The following is a 17241-nucleotide window of genomic DNA, read 5'->3' as shown; positions in this document are numbered from 1 at the left end:
CCCATCCTGTCCGTGGCCGCCGCGACCTTGCGAAATCGCGGCGAAACATCTTCCTGAAAAATCATACTGATAAAACAAAATATATGAATTATCAGCCATTTCAGACCTAAAACCCCTTAATGCCTTTTTTCTTCACATTTTACCTGCTGCCAGGCAGCCTCCATTTCCTCAAGGCTGGCTTCGGGAAGTGTTTTCCCTTTTTCGCTAATGATTTGCTCTACCTGACGAAAACGGCGACAGAATTTACGATTTGCGTCCTGCAGCGTGATTTCCGCCTTATGACCTAAATGTCGTGAAAGATTGACGGCGGCGAAGAACATATCGCCCAGCTCTTCACCCAGGCGTTCCTGATCCACCACCGCCTGCTTCGCCTCGAACATCACCTCGTCGATTTCTTCGTACAGCTTGTCCACGACAGGTCCCAGCGTTTTCCAGTCAAACCCCACCGCCGAGCAGCGCTGCTGAATTTTTTGCGCCTGCATCAGCGCTGGCAACGCTTCCGGGATATCATCGACCTGCGAGTGGAGTGCCTTTTCGGCTCTCTCCCTGGACTTGGTCTGCTCCCAACTTTTCAGCGCGTCGGCGGCGTTCGGCGCATCGGCCCCGGCGAAAATATGCGGATGACGCCGCTCCAGCTTGTCGCTGATGGCGTCGCAGACGTCGGAAAAGTCGAACAGTCCCTGTTCCTGAGCCATCTGGGCGTAAAACACGACCTGATACAGCAGATCGCCTAGCTCGCCGCGCAAATCGTCGAAATCCTTACGGCGAATAGCATCCAGCACTTCATAGGTTTCTTCCAGCGTATAAGGCACTATCGAATCGAAAGTTTGTTTGCTATCCCACGGGCAGCCGCTTTGCGGGTCGCGCAGTTGCATCATGATAGTGAGCAGTCGGGAGATGGATGAGGACATAACGTTTCCTGGTTAATGCTGAATAGGCGGGCAACCCGGCCCGCCCAGATTATCGGACTGCGGCTCAGTTGCCCTGCTGACGACGCGCGTCAATGACGTCAGGGAGCTGATTTAGCTTGGCCAGTACCCGGCCCAGCNCCTGCAGGTTGTAGATCTCGATTTCCATATCGATCGTCGCGAGCTGCTGTTTGACGTCGCTGCGGCTGGAGACGCCAAGCACGTTAACTTTCTCGTTGGCGAGAATCGTTGTGATATCGCGAAGCAGACCGCTGCGGTCGTTGGCGGTCACACGCACCACCAGCGAATATCCGCTGGAGTAGCTTTCCCCCCAGACCGCATCCACCATACGCTCCGGCGCATGGCTACGCAGTTCGTCCAGCTGTTCACAGTCAGCCCGATGGATAGAGATCCCGCGCCCTTTGGTGATGAAGCCAACGATGTCGTCGCCCGGAATCGGCTGACAGCAGCGTGCGATGTGATGCATCAAATTACCGACGCCTTCCACCACAACGCGCCCGTTGTCTTTGCTGGCGCGCGCCGGCGCCGGGGTCTTCTGGGTCAGTTGCCGCAACGCCTCGCGATCCTGTTCTTCGGCGCTCGGCTGATTGACCTTGGACTGCAAAAAGTTGACGACCTGATTCAGGCGAATATCGCCGCCGCCGATCCCAGCCAGAAACTCATCCATCGAATTGATGTTGTAACGCGGTAACAGCAGTTTTTCGGCCATCTTCTGGCTGAGGCCCAGATTTTCCAACTCGTTGTCGAGGATCTGTTTGCCCGCCAGGATATTTTTATCGCGATCCTGTTTCCGGAACCAGTTGTGGATCTTGGAACGCCCGCGGCTGGTGGTGACATAGCCCAGATTAGGATTCAGCCAGTCCCGGCTGGGGTTAGGCTGCTTCTGAGTAATGACTTCGATCTGGTCGCCCATCTGCAACTGATAAGTAAATGGTACGATGCGGCCGCCGACCTTGGCGCCAATGCAACGATGTCCGATGTCGCTGTGGATATGATAAGCGAAGTCCAGTGGCGTGGAACCGGTCGGCAAATCAATGACATCGCCTTTCGGCGTAAACACGTAGACGCGGTCGTCGAAGACCTGGCTGCGGACCTCGTCCAGCATTTCGTCCGAATCCGCCATCTCCTCCTGCCAGGCCAGCAGCTTACGCAGCCAGGCGATACGCCCTTCGTAACCAGAGCGGCTGGTGGNCGATGCGCCTTCTTTATACTTCCAGTGCGCGGCGACGCCCAGTTCCGAGTTCTCATGCATTTCGCGGGTACGGATTTGGATCTCCAGCGTTTTACCGCGCGGCCCCAGCACTACGGTATGGATAGACTGGTAGCCGTTCGGCTTCGGGTTCGCGACATAGTCGTCGAATTCGTCCGGCAGATGACGATAGTGAGTATGCACAATCCCGAGCGCGCCGTAGCAATCCTGTAAACGTTCAACCACGATCCGCACGGCGCGGACGTCGAACAGCTCGTCGAAGGACAGCGATTTTTTCTGCATCTTGCGCCAGATGCTGTAGATATGTTTCGGACGACCGTACACTTCGGCCTTAAGCCCGTCCTTCTCCATCGCCTGACGCAGGTTGGTCACGAAGTCGTCGATATACTGTTCGCGATCGATGCGCCGCTCATGCAACAGGCTGGCAATGCGTTTGTNCTCTTCGGGGTGCAGATAGCGGAAACAGAAATCTTCCAGCTCCCACTTCAGTTGACCGATGCCCAGGCGGTTCGCCAGAGGCGCATAGATGTTGGTGCACTCTTTCGCCGCCAGTACCCGCTCTTCTTCAGGGGCATCCTTAACTTCGCGCAGGTGGGCGATACGCTCCGCCAGCTTGATGACGACGCAGCGGAAATCTTCCACCATCGCCAGCAGCATCCGCCGGATATTATCCACCTGCTCCGACGCGACGGAGTCGTGCTGCGTGGCCTTGAGCTGACGTATCGCATCCATATCCCTGACGCCGTGCACCAGATTAGCGATATTCTGACCGAACGCCTCTTTCAGCGTCTCTTCGTCTACGACATCCGCATTGACCAGCGGGAACAGCATGGCCGCCCGCAGGCTGTCGTTATCCATACTCAGCGTGGAGAGGATCTCGACCATTTCGATGCCGCGCCACAACAGCAACATCGCATCCTGATGATCTTGCGTCTGCTGTTCACAATAGCGCCAGGTGTCTTTCAGGCGCTCGCATGACTGCTGGTTGGCGATCCCCAAGGACGCGATCCACACATCGGGTTCGAATTCGCCATCGGTATTTAAATGTGCACTTCTTACCGCAACCATAAATTCTCCCTTTCTTTACCGACCACCGGCGCCGGGCAGAAACAACGCCATGGATTCAAGATGCCCGGTGTGTGGAAACATATCCAGCATCGCTATCCGCGCCAGCTGATAGCCGGCCGCCAATAGCACTTTGCTGTCGCGGGCCAGCGTGGTCGGGTTACAGGATATGTAGACCACGCGCTCAGGCGCCAGTTTCACAATGTGCGACATAACGCCCGGCGCGCCGGCGCGGGCCGGATCGAGCACTATTTTATTGAACCCCTGCGATGCCCACGGCTGCCGGGTGACGTCCTCTTCCAGGTTATGATGAAAGAACACGGCGTTGGATAAACCGTTGCGTCGGGCATTTTCCTGTCCCTTGGCCACCAACGCCGGCACGCCTTCCACGCCGACGACTTCGGCGGCCCGCCGGGCCAGCGGCAGCGTAAAATTGCCCATGCCGCAAAACAGGTCAAGCACACGGTCCTGCGGCTGCACATCCAGCCAGGACAAGGCCTGACTGACCATTTTCCGATTGATGACGTCGTTCACCTGAATGAAGTCCCGCGGACTGAACGCCAGGGAAAGATCGTCAATTTGGTACGTAGGCATTTCGCCGTGCAGACACTCAAGGGCGTCCGTGTCACCAGCAAGAAACAGCGATATCGACCGCGCGCGCGCCAGTAAGATAAGCGCCTGACGGTCTGCGTCGCTAAGCGGGTCGAGATGACGCAAAATCACCAGCGGCCCTTGGTCGGCGAGCACCAGCTCGACATGACCGAGGCGCCTTTTCGCCTGTAGACCGCTAAGGCACTCGTGCAGCGGCGCCAGAAGCGCTTCCAGCTCGGAACACAGTATCGGGCAGTGACGCACCTCCACCACATCGTGCGAAGCCGCCTGACGATACCCCATCAGCAATCGCTGTGATTTAGCCTGAAAGTATAACCCAAGCCGTGCACGGCGTCGGTAGGCGTAGGCCGGGCCGCTAATCACATCCGGCGAGGGTACGGTGACCCCGGTCTCCCTCGCCATCAGACGCATTAGAGCGCTGGATTTACTGCGTTCCTGAAGCGCCTGACTGGCATGCTGCTGCTGACACCCCCCGCAGACGTTGAAATGCGGGCAGCGAGGGTCGACACGATCTTCGCTTTTGCTCAGCAACAGTTTCAGGCTCGCCCGGGCAAACTGTTTCTTATCCTCAGTCACCAGGACTTCGGCCTGTTCCCCCGGCAACGCGCCAGCGATGAAAATCGTTTTCCCCTGATGACGCGCCACGCCCTGACCGAACGGGTCGAGATCGTTGACCGACACGGTGATGCGTTGACGGGTCGTCACACGCCGTTTTGGGGAGTAGAATTGCGCCATATAAGTGTGATGTCATGTATTAACGGATTAATCAGCCACAATTCTCCCACATTGGACCCCCATGACCAAATACAGTCTGCGTGCACGAATGATGATTCTGATTCTGGCGCCCACGCTGCTGGTGGGACTTCTGCTCAGCGGCTTCTTCATCATTCACCGTTATAATCAGTTGCAGGATCAACTGACGGAAGCCGGCAGCAGCATTATTGAACCTCTGGCGATCAACAGCGCATTCGCCATCGCGCAGCACCAACCGGAAACGCTGCGCCAGTTAGTACACCGGCTGCATCGCCGCCATGCCGATGTGGTTCGCGCCATCAGCGTTTTCGATACGCATCATCGCCCCCTGGTGAGCACTTACTCCCGCGATATCAACAATATTTTGGCGCTGCCGGAAGGATCGCCGGTGCCGGACTCGCTCCAGATTTTCGAACGGGACAATCACTTCATCATGCGTATGCCGCTGCTGACGGAGGAAGCGCTGTCCCCGTCGCTATCCACCAGTAGTAGCCGCTTAGCGCCAGTGGGGTATGTCGCCATCGCCCTAAATTTGGATAACATCGAACTACAGCAGTATCGGGAAATTGGTCTAGCGGGTCTGCTGTTACTGATAAGTATGGGGTGCGCGCTACTGTTCGCCTATCGCCTGATGCGGGACGTCACCACGCCCATCCGTAATATGGTGGATACCGTCGATCGTATTCGCCGGGGCCAGCTGGACAGCCGCGTCGAGGGCAAGATGCTCGGCGAGCTGCACATGCTGAAAAACGGCATCAACTCGATGGCGATGTCATTGACCGCCTATCATGAAGAGATGCAGCAGAATATCGATCAGGCAACTTACGACCTGAGAGAAACGCTGGAGCAGATGGAAATTCAGAACGTCGAGCTGGATTTAGCCAAGAAACGCGCTCAGGAAGCCGCCCGCATCAAGTCCGAGTTTCTCGCTAATATGTCGCATGAGCTTCGCACGCCGCTCAACGGCGTGATCGGCTTTACCCGACAAACGCTGAAAACGCAGCTGACGCCTACACAGCAAGACTACCTGCACACCATTGAACGTTCAGCCAACAACCTGCTGAACATCATCAATGACGTGCTGGACTTCTCCAAACTGGAGGCCGGCAAGCTGGTGCTGGAGCACATCCCTTTCTCTCTGCACAACACGCTGGATGAAATGGTGATATTGCTGGCCCACACCGCGCACGAGAAAGGGCTGGAGCTGACGCTGAATATCAAGCGCGATGTCCCGGAACAGTTTATCGGCGACCCATTACGCATCCAGCAAATCGTCACTAACCTGCTGGGCAACGCGATTAAGTTCACCGAGCACGGCAATATTGATATCCGCGTGGAAAAACGTTCTCAGCAGCATCAGCAGGCGCAGTTGGAAATTCAAATCAAAGATACCGGCATCGGGATTGATGAAACACAGCAAACCCAGCTGTTTCAGGCTTTCCGACAGGCCGACACCAGCATTTCCCGCCGGCATGGCGGAACGGGACTGGGTCTGGTGATCACCCAGCGGCTCGTGCAGGAAATGGGCGGCAATATCCGCTTTCACAGCGTGCCCGATAAGGGGTCTACCTTCTGGTGTACGCTGAATCTGCAGTTGAACCCGCACCCCGCCGTGCTCAATAACTACTTCGATATGCTGCAAGGGAAAAATCTGGCCTATGTCGAAGCCAACCCGGCGGCCGCGCAGGCGACGCTGGATGTGCTGAGGCGAACGCCGCTGACCGTCAGCTACAGCCCCTCGACCGAACAACTGCCAGCGCAAAAATTCGATATTTTACTGGTCGGCATTCCCGTCCATTACCGCAATACGCTGCTGGATTTCACCCCCAAGATCCACAGTCTCTGCCGTCGCGCGCCCTGCGTGATCCTCGCCCTGCCCAGCCTGGCGCAGATGGATGCAGAACAGCTGAAATCGCTGGGCGTTCATGCCTGCCTGAGCAAACCGATCACCTCGGCCCGCCTCCTGCCGCTGTTGCAAGACACCAATCTGTTCCAGTGCAACTACGCGAACACGACTGGGCTGGAACTTCATCCAAAGCAGGAAACCCCGCGACTGCCGCTGCGGGTGATGGCGGTCGACGACAATCTGGCGAACCTGAAATTGATCGGCACGCTGTTGAAGGAGCTGGTGGACGACATCATTCTGTGCGAAAACGGCGCGGAGTCGGTGGAACAGGCCAGGCAAAACGACTTGAACGTAATACTAATGGATATTCAAATGCCGGGAATGGATGGTCTGCATGCCAGCGAGCTAATCCGCCAGTTGCCCAACCATAAAGACACGCCAATCATCGCCGTCACGGCGCAGGTCATGCACGGCGAACGAGAACAGTTTCTTCAGTCCGGCATGGACGACTATCTGTCCAAACCTATTGATGAAAAGATGCTGTACAGCGTGCTGCGCAGGCACGTGCCCGAGCCGGAAGCCACCCCGGTCGACGCCGCCGAGGAAACGCCGTCGCTGGACTGGGCGCTGGCACAACAGCAGGCCGCCAACAAGCCGGAACTGGCTCGCGATTTGCTCAAAATGCTGCTGGATTTCCTGGCCCAGGTGCGCCCGCAGATTGAAGCGCAATTGAATGGCCAGCATCAGGCATCGCTGCTGGAAACCATCCACAAATTGCACGGCAGCTGTAGCTATAGCGGCGTGCCTCGTCTCAAACAACATTGCGCGTATCTGGAACAGCAGCTGCGTCGCGGCGTAATAGCAGAAGCCTTAGAGCCGGAGTGGCTGGAACTGCTGGATGAAATGGCTCATGTTGAGAAAGCGGCGGGACAATACCTTGCCGATTAACAAAACGTCCTCATTAATTCCCTCCTCAATGGGGGAATTAATGTCATTTAATTTTATCTGCTTTGTAAACACCTTGGGCGGGATAAATAAATGATTCGTTATATTTTTAACAACTCAAACAAATTCTAATTTCTTTTTAGCTTATTTAAATTCATCAAATGACTTTATAGTTTAAATAATCATTATCGCGAGAATGAGTATTACCTACATTCTGATATCACGAATAAATTGACAATACCCCCCGTTACCGGATAATCCCCAGCCTGGTGGAAATACCCCCGAATAGACGGAATTTGTCTTATATAAATAATTCCTATTTCCAAACGACCACTGATAATAATAAAACGCCACTCTTTTAATAAACATTCTTATTCAATCGGTTAGTTATTTTTCATTTATTTCTTTTACGACGACACACACTCGGGGTTTTGTTATGAGGGTTAATACACCTGTCACCCAACAAGAATATTCGCTAAGCGCGGATATCACGTTAATGTCAACGACTGACATCAAAAGCCATATTACCTATGCCAATTCGGCCTTTATTCGGGTCAGCGGATTTGACGCCGAAGAGCTGGTGGGCCAACCCCATAATATTGTCCGTCATCCGGATATGCCTCCCGCAGCCTTTGCAGACATGTGGTATACCCTGCAACAGGGAGACAGCTGGACTGGCATGGTAAAAAATCGCCGCAGAAACGGTGATTATTATTGGGTACGCGCCAACGTCACGCCGGTTTATCATAATGATGAACTTTCTGGCTATATTTCCGTTCGTAATCCACCGGAAGCTGAAGAAGTTAAAGCCGCGGCGGCGTTCTATGACGCGGTCATCAAACAGCAAGCCGGTCGCCGCAAATTCTATAAAGGGCTGGTGGTCAGAACCGGCCTGTTCTCCGTTTTCTCCCTATTTCAAAAAATGCCAGTACGCTGGCGTCTGCGCTGCGCCATATTGGCAGGCGGCATAATTCCTTTTCTTTTTTCCCTGTCCGGCGCCGGCATTCTCTCGCAAACTTTCTCTTCGCTGCTGACCCTGCTGTTGCTAGACGTCTTTTTACAGCAGCAAATCGCCCGCCCGCTGCAGACCCTACTCCGTCAGGCTCAGCGCGTCGTTTCAGGCAGAAAAGTCGATGCGTTGCGGTTCAACCGCGTGGATGAAATCGGCATGCTGCTGCGAGTGGTCAATCAATTCTCGCTCAATCTGAACTCGCTGGTCGACGACGTCAGTACTCAGGTGGCGGGCATGAAAAGCGTCAGCGAGCAGTTGGCGGCTGGCAACATCGACCTGAGCCAACGCACGGAAGAGACGGCGGGCAACCTGCAGCAAACGGCGGCAGCGATCGAAGAGATCACCTCAGCCGTCCACCAAAGCGCCGAAACGGCGGNGAACGCAATCCAGCTGACCGACGACGCCACTCAGGCGGCACAGCAGGGCGGCGACATCATGCGGCAGACCGTCGAGATGATGAATGCGATTAACGCGGCAAGTGCAAAGGTGGTGGAGATCATTGCCGTCATCGACAACATCGCGTTCCAGACCAACATTCTGGCTCTTAACGCCGCAGTGGAAGCAGCCCGCGCGGGCGAACAAGGTAAGGGTTTCGCGGTCGTCGCCGCCGAAGTCCGGCAGCTGGCGCAAAATTCGGCTTCCGCCGCCAAAGAGATTAAGGCCTTGATTGACGATAACGTCGCCAGCGTTCAAAGCGGCAGTCACCTGGTAGAAAAGGCCGACCAGCACATCTCAAGCATTGTGGAACATGTCGGAAAGGTCAGCGGCCTCATCCACGAGATCGGTCTCGCCACGCAGGAACAGACGTCAGCGCTCACGTTGATCAACGACTCCATCGCCCAGATCGAGCAAATGACGCAGAGTAACAGCGAGATGGTCACCCAATCGTCCAGCGTGGCGACAGGGTTGAAGCAGCAGGCTGTACGCCTGACGGAAGCGGTCAACGTCTATGGGCGCTAACGCGAAGGGAACCGGCGAGCATAATAGTGAATGTTTTATACTGAACTAGCATTAAAAGATTTTAATAATTCGCCGACAATGAGATCTTACCCTCTGCGTACGTTGGCACAGGGTAAGGGATGAGTATCATGGCATGACACAACGATGAAGGAGCAAAAATGACAAGTATTAGCTCAGTGTCTTCCGTCAGCAGCAGTTCATCTGGCGGCTCGACCAACTACACGCAGAAAATTAACCAGCTCAATCAGAAACTGGAAAAAACCACCGAGCAGTTGAAGGATGTGTCCAATTCGAATGCGGATGAAGAGACGAAAGCCACTCAAACGCAGATGTTGCAGGCACAGATTGAGATGATTGAAGCTCAGATTGAGCAGCTCCAGACCCAACAGGCTCAGGAGCAAATGGCGCAGGCGCAGAAAAGCCAGCAGCAGCAGAGCGTCGCTGAAACCAGCAATGCGTCAAATTCCAGCAGCAAAAAGGAAGGCGTCAATCAGCCAACCGACACCCACCAGATTGATGTCTATATCTGAGGGTTCTCCGCCAGACTGGCGCTTTTCGCGTCATACTGGAGTGTGATCCACGGCCGGGCCTTGGCGCCCGACCGTATTTCCTACGCGCTGACCGCCGTCCCCCGGAAGCCCAGAGCATATCGTCGTTTACACCGCGCCGGCCAGAACGCCGCCCCATCACGACATGAAGCACCTCTTTACGCTTTCCCCACGCTTTGAAGAAAAATTCTGCGTTTTTTCAGACAAAGTGCTAAATATTCGCCTAACTCACCTGTTTTATAATTGCTCCATAGCCTGCCCAGGCTGACCAATGGAGGAAGACATCATGGCCGCAATCAGCGCAATATCGTCGACATCATTCAGCGATTCGTCCAGCAACCGTGATAACACACAAAGGATTGCCCGGTTGCAACAGCAGATACAGCAGTTGACCCAACAACTGAGTCAGGTCACGTCCAGCGGCGGTGAAGACCCCAACGCGCAGATGCAGATTCAGATGATTGAAGCGCAGATTCAGGCGCTCGCTGCCCAGGTTTCTCAGCAGCAATCTTCGCAGACGCAAGGTTATTCCAGCAACAGCAGCACGCAGACACCTAGTTTCTCGGCATTGGCGGACGGCATTAATCGTCCTACCGCCGACAACCAGATTAACGTCTACGTGTAAGGGNCGGAAAAAGAACGAGCCGGTCAGCCAGACCGACCGCTTGAGGCGTCTTTCAGGGGTTTGATTAACCCCTGCAAGCCTTCCATTTTGATCACCATCGTCAGTTGCAGCAGCTCGCCTAAACGCCCTTCGGGAAACACCTCTTTACGTGCGAACCACAGCAGATACTCTTCCGGCAGATCGATCAGCGCCCGGCCTTTGTATTTACCGAACGGCATCGTCGTGTTGGCTATCGCCAGCAGGTCGGCTTTTTCCATCGCTATTGCTCCAGCAAGCGCATCATTTCCGCCTCGTCGATCACCGGAATGCCCAAAGACTGAGCTTTAGTCAATTTCGACCCCGCCGCTTCGCCCGCAATTACCATATCTGTCTTTTTTGACACGCTGCCGCTGACCTTCGCACCGAGCGCCGTCAGGCGATCTTTCGCTTCGTCGCGGGACAAAACGCTCAACGACCCCGTCAGCACAAGCGTTTTGCCTGCAAACGGGCTGGATGAGGCGTCGACGTTGACCACAACAGGCTCGGGCCAATGGATGCCAATCTCGTCGATAAGCTCTCGGATCACCTGCTGGTTATGCTCTTCATCCAGGAAATTGCGCACGTGCGTCGCCACAACAATCCCGACGTCCTGAACCTGCTGCAACGCGTCCAGATCCGCATCAGACAGAGCCTGCGGCGTCAGGAAATGCGCGGCCAGACTCGCCGCGGTCGCTTCGCCGACGTCCCTGATGCCCAACGCGTAAAGGAAACGGGCAAAGGTGGTCGACTTCGCTTTCTCCAGCGCGTTGACCAGATTCTGCGCCGACTTCGGCCCCATGCGATCCAGCCCGGTGAGAATACCCGCCGTCAGGCGGAATAGGTCTGCGGGCGTGCGCACGTACTCCTTTTCCACCAGTTGGTCGATGATCTTGTCGCCCATTCCGTCGACATCCATCGCCCGGCGGGAAACAAAGTGCTTCAGTGCTTCTTTCCGCTGAGCGCCGCAGAATAAACCGCCGGTGCAACGGGTCACCGCCTCGCCTTCCACCCGCTCGACGTCGGAACCGCAGACCGGACATTGGTCAGGGAAAACGATAGGCTGCGTTTCCTGCGGACGTTCCGTCAACACAACGCTGACGATCTGTGGGATGACGTCTCCGGCGCGGCGCACCGTCACGCGGTCGCCGATACGAATGCCGAGACGTTCGATTTCATCGGCATTGTGCAGCGTGGCGTTGCTGACCACCACCCCGGCGACGGCCACCGGCTCCAGCCGCGCGACCGGCGTAATCGCCCCGGTGCGGCCAACCTGAAACTCCACGTCGCGCAACCAGGTCAGCTGCTCCTGCGCCGGGAACTTGTAGGCGACCGCCCAACGAGGCGCGCGGGCCACGAAGCCAAGGCGCTCTTGCAGCGCGAGATCATCGACCTTGATCACCACGCCGTCGATATCGAATCCCAGACCGCTGCGTGTTTCTTCTACCTGCCGGTAGAAGTCCAGCACGGCGTCGCTGCCGCAGCACCGCCGAATGCGATCGCTGACCGGCAGTCCCCAAGACTTGAAGCGTTGCAGTCGCTCCCAGTGGGAGTCCGGCAGCGTGCCGTCTTCCACCAGTCCCACGCCATAGCAGAAAAAAGTCAGCGGACGTTTAGCCGTAATGCGCGGGTCCAGCTGACGCAGCGAACCGGCTGCGGCGTTGCGCGGGTTGGCAAACACCTTGCCGCCCGTGCGACGCGCTTCCTCGTTCAGCGCCTCGAAGCCGCCATGCGTCATAAAGACTTCGCCGCGCACTTCCACCCGGCGCGGGATGTCGTCGCCGCTCAGCCGCAGCGGGATCGCGCCGATGGTGCGAATGTTTGAGGTGATGTTTTCCCCCGTCGTCCCGTCGCCGCGGGTGGCGGCACGCACCAGCACGCCCTCTTCATACAGCAGGCTGACCGCCAGTCCATCCAGTTTCAGTTCACAGCAGAACGAGAGATCGTCCTCGTGTTTCAGGCGATCGTTGATACGCTTGCTGAACGCCAGAAAACTTTGTTCGTCGAAAACGTTATCCAGCGACAACATCGGCACTTCGTGCCGAACCGACTCGAACGCCGCCAGCGGCTCCGCGCCAACTCGCTGTGTGGGCGAGTCCGGCGTGATCAGCGTCGGATGTTCCTGCTCAAGCGATTTCAGCTCACGCATCAGACGGTCATATTCCGCATCGGGAATTTCCGGCGCATCCTCCACGTGATACTTGTGCTCGTGATAACGGAGCTGGCTGCGCAGCGTTTCAAGACGTGTTTCAACAGACTGTGAATTCAATGGAGTAAACCCTTTCTCTGACATAACGACATCGATCAGCGACTGGCCTTGATGGTATTGATGATATTGGTGGTCGAACAGCCATCCTCAAAGTTCAGCACTTTGACTTCGCCGCCGTTGTCCCAGACTTCTTTGCTGCCCGCGATCTCTTCCGGCTTGTAGTCGCCGCCTTTCACCAGAATATCCGGCAGGATTTCGGCAATCAGACGCTGCGGGGTGTCCTCTTCGAACGGCACCACCCAGTCGACGGCTTCCAGCGCGCCCAGCACGATCATACGCTGCATCAGCGGATTGACCGGACGTGTGGGGCCTTTAAGACGTTGAGTCGACGCATCGCTGTTTACGGCGACAATCAGACGGTCGCCCAGTTTGCGGGCGTTCGCCAGATAGGAAACATGACCGGCATGCAGAATATCGAAGCAGCCGTTGGTCATCACGATACGCTCGCCGCGCTGACGCGCCTGCGCGACCGCCGCTTTCAGCTGAACTTCGTCCATCGCGCCAAACCCGGTTTCAGCGCGACCACAAACCGCATTTTCCAACTCGATCGGCGTGACGGTGGAAGTTCCCAGCTTGCCGACCACGACGCCCGCGGCGGCATTGGCCAGGAAACAGGCTTCTTCCAGCGGATTACCGGCGGCCAGAGCGGCGGCCAGTACGCCGATGACCGTATCGCCAGCGCCGGTCACGTCATATACTTCCTGGGCCTGCGTTGGCAGGTGCAGAGGCGCTTTACCCGGTTGAAGCAACGTCATGCCCTGCTCTGAACGCGTCACCAGCAGCGCGGACAGCTCCAGCTCCGCCATTAGCTGCATACCACGTGCGACCAGATCGTCTTCATCGCGGCAACGGCCAGCGACGGCTTCGAACTCTAACAGGTTCGGCGTCAACAGCGTGGCGCCGCGATAACGAGCAAAGTCTGTGCCTTTCGGGTCGATCAATACAGGTACACCGGCGGCGTTCGCCGTCTGAATCATCCGTTGAACATGAACCAGCGCGCCTTTGGCGTAGTCGGACAACACTAGCGCGCCAATTTTCGGCAGCGCCTGCTGAATACGCTCAATCATCGGCTCCGGGTCTACATTGTCGAACCCTTCCTCGAAGTCCAGCCGGAGCAGTTGCTGATTGCGGGACAGCACCCGTAGTTTGGTGATCGTAGGGTGCGTCGCGACGGGGACGAAATCACACCGCACGTTGACTTCGTTCAATTTGGCATTCAGCGCTTGAGCCGCATCATCGATGCCGGTCAGGCCGACCAAACGAGAACCGGCGCCCAGCGCCGCGATATTCATCGCCACGTTTGCCGCGCCGCCTGGGCGCTCCTCTATGGTGTCGACCTTGACCACCGGCACCGGCGCTTCCGGTGAAATACGACTGGTCGGACCATACCAATAACGGTCGAGCATGACATCACCCACCACCAGGACACCGGCTTGACGAAAATCAGGTAGCGTAACTTTCATTCCCTGCTCCAAAAAGGGTTCATTTTATCGCGCGCTATATTACCACAGCTCGCCCGACGGCACGGCCCCCACGGGGGAAATCCACGGCGGCGTCGCCAATTTTGCATACAACCTCTCAGCCCAGCCAGTTTTTCCAGCTGCGCTCCACCTGTTCGCGTTCAGCGATGAAGTGCGCGCGGCTTACGCGGCTGGAGCGCGCCTGCAAAGCCAGACGATGCAGCTCGTCGCGCAGCGTAATATAAGCCCGCGTCAAGGCATTGGCCTCGTCTTCTTCCATCACGCCGTGCTTCGCCATCATCTCCAAAATGCGCACATTATCGGACCAGCGCGTTAACGCCGGCTGTGCGTGCGCATAGCGCAGGACCAGATACTGCACGATAAACTCGATGTCGATGATGCCGCCGGCGTCCGTCTTCAGATTGAAAGCATCCGGATCTCGATGGGACTGGTGACGCCGCATTTTCTCCCGCATTTCCCGCACCTCGATGCGTAATGCTTCGCCGTCGCGCTCCCGGCAAAGAACATGTCGGCGTGTCGCCTCGAACTGTTGCTGGACGNCGGTTTCGCCGTACACCATTCGGGCGCGAACCAGCGCCTGATGTTCCCAGGTCCAGGCATCGTGGCGCTGATAGTCGTCAAACGCCCCGACCGTACTGACCAACATGCCCGCCGAGCCGGATGGTCTCAGCCGCGCATCCACCTCGTAAAGTATTCCGGAAGAGGNGCGCGTGCTGAACAGATGCATGACGCGCTGGGCCAGCCGCAGATAGAATTGATAGCCGTCGATGCTGCGGTCGCCGTCGGTCATCACGTTCGCCGGACAATCGTGCAAAAAGACCAGATCGAGATCGGATCCATAGCCCAGCTCCCAGCCGCCCAGCTTGCCGTAGCCGATCACGGCGAACCCGCGCCCTTCCCGCTGTTGCAGGTGAGACGGCTGGCCATAACGCGTCACCATACTCTGCCAGGCCTGTTGCACCACGGCGGCGATAATCGCCTCGGCGAGATAGGTCAAATGATCGCTGACTTTCATGACCGGCAATGCGCCTGCGATATCACCGGCGGCAATTCTTAGCTGCTGAGTCAACTTGAACTGGCGCAGCGCCTCCAGCTGTTGCTCCTCGTCATCTTCCGACACCCGCATCAGATACTGGCGCAGTTCGTCCGCGTAGGCATGTTGCGCCGTCGGTTGATAAAGCGTAGCAGGGTCGAGCAACTCATCCAGCAAAAGCGGATAACGCGCCAGCTGGCTGGCGAGCATTGGGGAGGCCGCGCACAGGCGGATGAGGTGTTTCAGGGCCGGGCGCGATTCGAGCAATAGCTCCAGATAGGTCGTTCGCGTCACGATGCCGATGAGCAGCGGCGTGATGCGCGAGACGATGATATCGGCTTGCTCCTGCTGACAGGCTTCCGCCAGCAGCGCGGGCATCAATTGGTCCAGTACGTCCCGGCCACGTGGACCGATGGTGCGGCGGGACAGCTCGGAACGGAAGTCCTGTAGCTGATACAACAGGTTCGTCCGGTTCTCTTCCGGCAGATGTGGGGTCAGCGACGCCAGCTCGCCCTCATCCAACCCGTCCTGCCACAGACTGCGACAGTGTTCATGGGTCGGATCATCGCTGCCGTCAGGGGCGTCGTCGCCTATCAATTCGTTGAAGACGTCGCGTACCGCCTGCGTGTGTCGCGTCAACGCATCGCACAACGACGGCCAGCTGTCGCAGGCCATGCCCCAGGCCAGGCGGGATTGATTGAGCGCGTCCTCCGGCAGGTTCTGAGTCTGTTCATCGGCGATGGCCTGTAACAGGTTTTCCAGCCGACGCAGGAACAGGTAGGCTTCCCGCAGCCGCAACGTTTGTTCCGCAGGCAACACGCCCAGTTCGCCCAACTGTTGCAACGTCGGCAACAGCGAATGCGATTGCAGCTGCGGCTCGCGTCCTCCGCGAATCAGCTGGAAGACCTGAGTGATGAATTCCACTTCCCGAATACCGCCGGGACCGAGTTTGATGTTATTGCGCAGATCGCGACGACGCACTTCGCGCGCGATCATGTTTTTCATGTTGCGCAGGGACTGGATAACGCTGAAGTCCATGTAGCGCCGGAACACGAACGGACGCAGCAGCTGATTCAGCTCCTGACGATAGGCCGGATCCGCTGCGCCGAGCGGCCGCGCTTTTACCATCGCGTAACGTTCCCAGTCGCGCCCCTGCTCTTGGTAGTAATCTTCCAGCGCGTTGAAGCTCAGCACCAGCGGACCGCTGTCTCCGAACGGCCTCAGGCGCATATCCACCCGGTACACAAAACCGTCTTCGGTCTTTTGGTCGAGCGCTTTGATCAGCCGCTGACCCAGCCGGGTAAAGAACTGGGCGTTGTCCAGCTCCCGCCGCCCGCCACGCGTATTGCCGTTTTCCGGATAGGCGAAAATCAGATCGATGTCCGAGGAAAAATTTAGTTCCCGACCGCCCAGTTTGCCCATGCCGAGCACCAGCAGCGGCTGAGGGTCGCCCTGTGGATTGCAGGGCGTTCCCCATTCCCGGCAGCAGGCGTCGTAAAGCCAGTCGCGGGCGGCGATGACGGACACTTCCGCCAGTTCGCTCAGTTGCCGCAGCGTCTCCTCTGTGCGGCATGTACCCAGCGCCTGCGCGAAGGCGATGCGCACCAGCATGCGACGCCGAAACGTGCGAAGCGTCGCCATCAACGCGGCTTCATCGCGCACCTCGCTCAGCGCCAGCCGCAGCGCGTCCGCATAGTTTTCCCATTCATCGGGGACCGGCGGCGATTGCCTGATGTCGTGCAGCCAGTCAGGGTAACGCGCCAGCGCGTCGCCGACGAAATCGCTCATCGCGNCCGTCGCCTGCTCCTCCGCCGACAAGGTCGTGAGCGCAGGGGAAGACGGCCAGCGGGACAACGCCTGCTGGGCCTGAGAGAGTAACGAAGCGGGTAATGGGAAACGGGGCGCAGGAGTGCTGCTCATCGACTATCCTCACACCGC

11 protein-coding genes are annotated in these 17241 nt (G+C 57.3%); 4 read left to right on the top strand and 7 right to left on the bottom strand.

The annotated features are described in order from the left end of the window. Positions 1-116: 116 nt before the first annotated feature. The 3 genes from mazG to rlmD form a co-directional block, all read right to left on the bottom strand. Positions 117-911 (bottom strand): nucleoside triphosphate pyrophosphohydrolase, encoded by a 795-nt coding sequence (gene mazG / locus RZ35_RS02000; protein ID WP_026741808.1) that lies wholly within the window; start codon positions 909-911, stop codon positions 117-119. Between the two features lie 64 nt (positions 912-975). After that, positions 976-3207 (bottom strand): GTP diphosphokinase, encoded by a 2232-nt coding sequence (gene relA / locus RZ35_RS01995; protein ID WP_026741807.1) that lies wholly within the window; start codon positions 3205-3207, stop codon positions 976-978. A gap of 15 nt (positions 3208-3222) precedes the next feature. Next, positions 3223-4551, bottom strand: coding sequence for a 23S rRNA (uracil(1939)-C(5))-methyltransferase RlmD (gene rlmD, locus RZ35_RS01990; RefSeq protein ID WP_026741806.1), 1329 nt, complete (start codon positions 4549-4551; stop codon positions 3223-3225). A 61-nt stretch (positions 4552-4612) separates the two neighbouring features. Between rlmD and barA the strand changes: the two genes are divergently transcribed. The 4 genes from barA to RZ35_RS01970 all read left to right on the top strand — a co-directional run bounded on the left by barA (position 4613) and on the right by RZ35_RS01970 (position 10505). Continuing rightward, positions 4613-7363, top strand: a complete 2751-nt coding sequence (gene barA / locus RZ35_RS01985) for a two-component sensor histidine kinase BarA (protein WP_026741805.1) — start codon at positions 4613-4615, stop codon at positions 7361-7363. Positions 7364-7796: 433 nt separating this feature from the next. After that, the gene (locus RZ35_RS01980; RefSeq protein ID WP_026741804.1) at positions 7797-9332 is read left to right on the top strand and encodes a methyl-accepting chemotaxis protein; all 1536 of its coding nucleotides are present in this window, start codon (positions 7797-7799) and stop codon (positions 9330-9332) included. Between the two features lie 158 nt (positions 9333-9490). After that, positions 9491-9862: a FlxA-like family protein gene (locus tag RZ35_RS01975; protein WP_026741803.1), complete on the top strand. Its 372-nt coding sequence runs from the start codon at positions 9491-9493 to the stop codon at positions 9860-9862. Positions 9863-10247: 385 nt separating this feature from the next. Continuing rightward, on the top strand, positions 10248-10505 hold the full coding sequence (locus RZ35_RS01970) for a FlxA-like family protein (protein WP_051625434.1): 258 nt from the start codon (positions 10248-10250) through the stop codon (positions 10503-10505). A 23-nt stretch (positions 10506-10528) separates the two neighbouring features. On the opposite strand, the gene RZ35_RS01965 is transcribed toward RZ35_RS01970, so the two are convergent. From RZ35_RS01965 to glnE, 4 genes are all read right to left on the bottom strand, one after another. Then, positions 10529-10762, bottom strand: a complete 234-nt coding sequence (locus RZ35_RS01965) for a DUF3820 family protein (RefSeq protein ID WP_026741801.1) — start codon at positions 10760-10762, stop codon at positions 10529-10531. Between the two features lie 2 nt (positions 10763-10764). After that, entirely contained in the window at positions 10765-12813 is a 2049-nt protein-coding gene (ligA, locus tag RZ35_RS01960; protein ID WP_036152413.1) for an NAD-dependent DNA ligase LigA, read from the bottom strand. Positions 12814-12824: 11 nt separating this feature from the next. Beyond that, on the bottom strand, positions 12825-14252 hold the full coding sequence (gene hldE / locus RZ35_RS01955; protein ID WP_026741799.1) for a bifunctional D-glycero-beta-D-manno-heptose-7-phosphate kinase/D-glycero-beta-D-manno-heptose 1-phosphate adenylyltransferase HldE: 1428 nt from the start codon (positions 14250-14252) through the stop codon (positions 12825-12827). A 115-nt stretch (positions 14253-14367) separates the two neighbouring features. After that, entirely contained in the window at positions 14368-17223 is a 2856-nt protein-coding gene (glnE, locus tag RZ35_RS01950) for a bifunctional [glutamate--ammonia ligase]-adenylyl-L-tyrosine phosphorylase/[glutamate--ammonia-ligase] adenylyltransferase (RefSeq protein ID WP_026741798.1), read from the bottom strand. Positions 17224-17241: the final 18 nt, after the last annotated feature.

The organism is Lonsdalea quercina subsp. quercina (genome assembly GCF_000688655.1).
Lineage (GTDB): Bacteria > Pseudomonadota > Gammaproteobacteria > Enterobacterales > Enterobacteriaceae > Lonsdalea > Lonsdalea quercina.
This window is presented reverse-complemented; position numbering and strand designations above follow the sequence as displayed.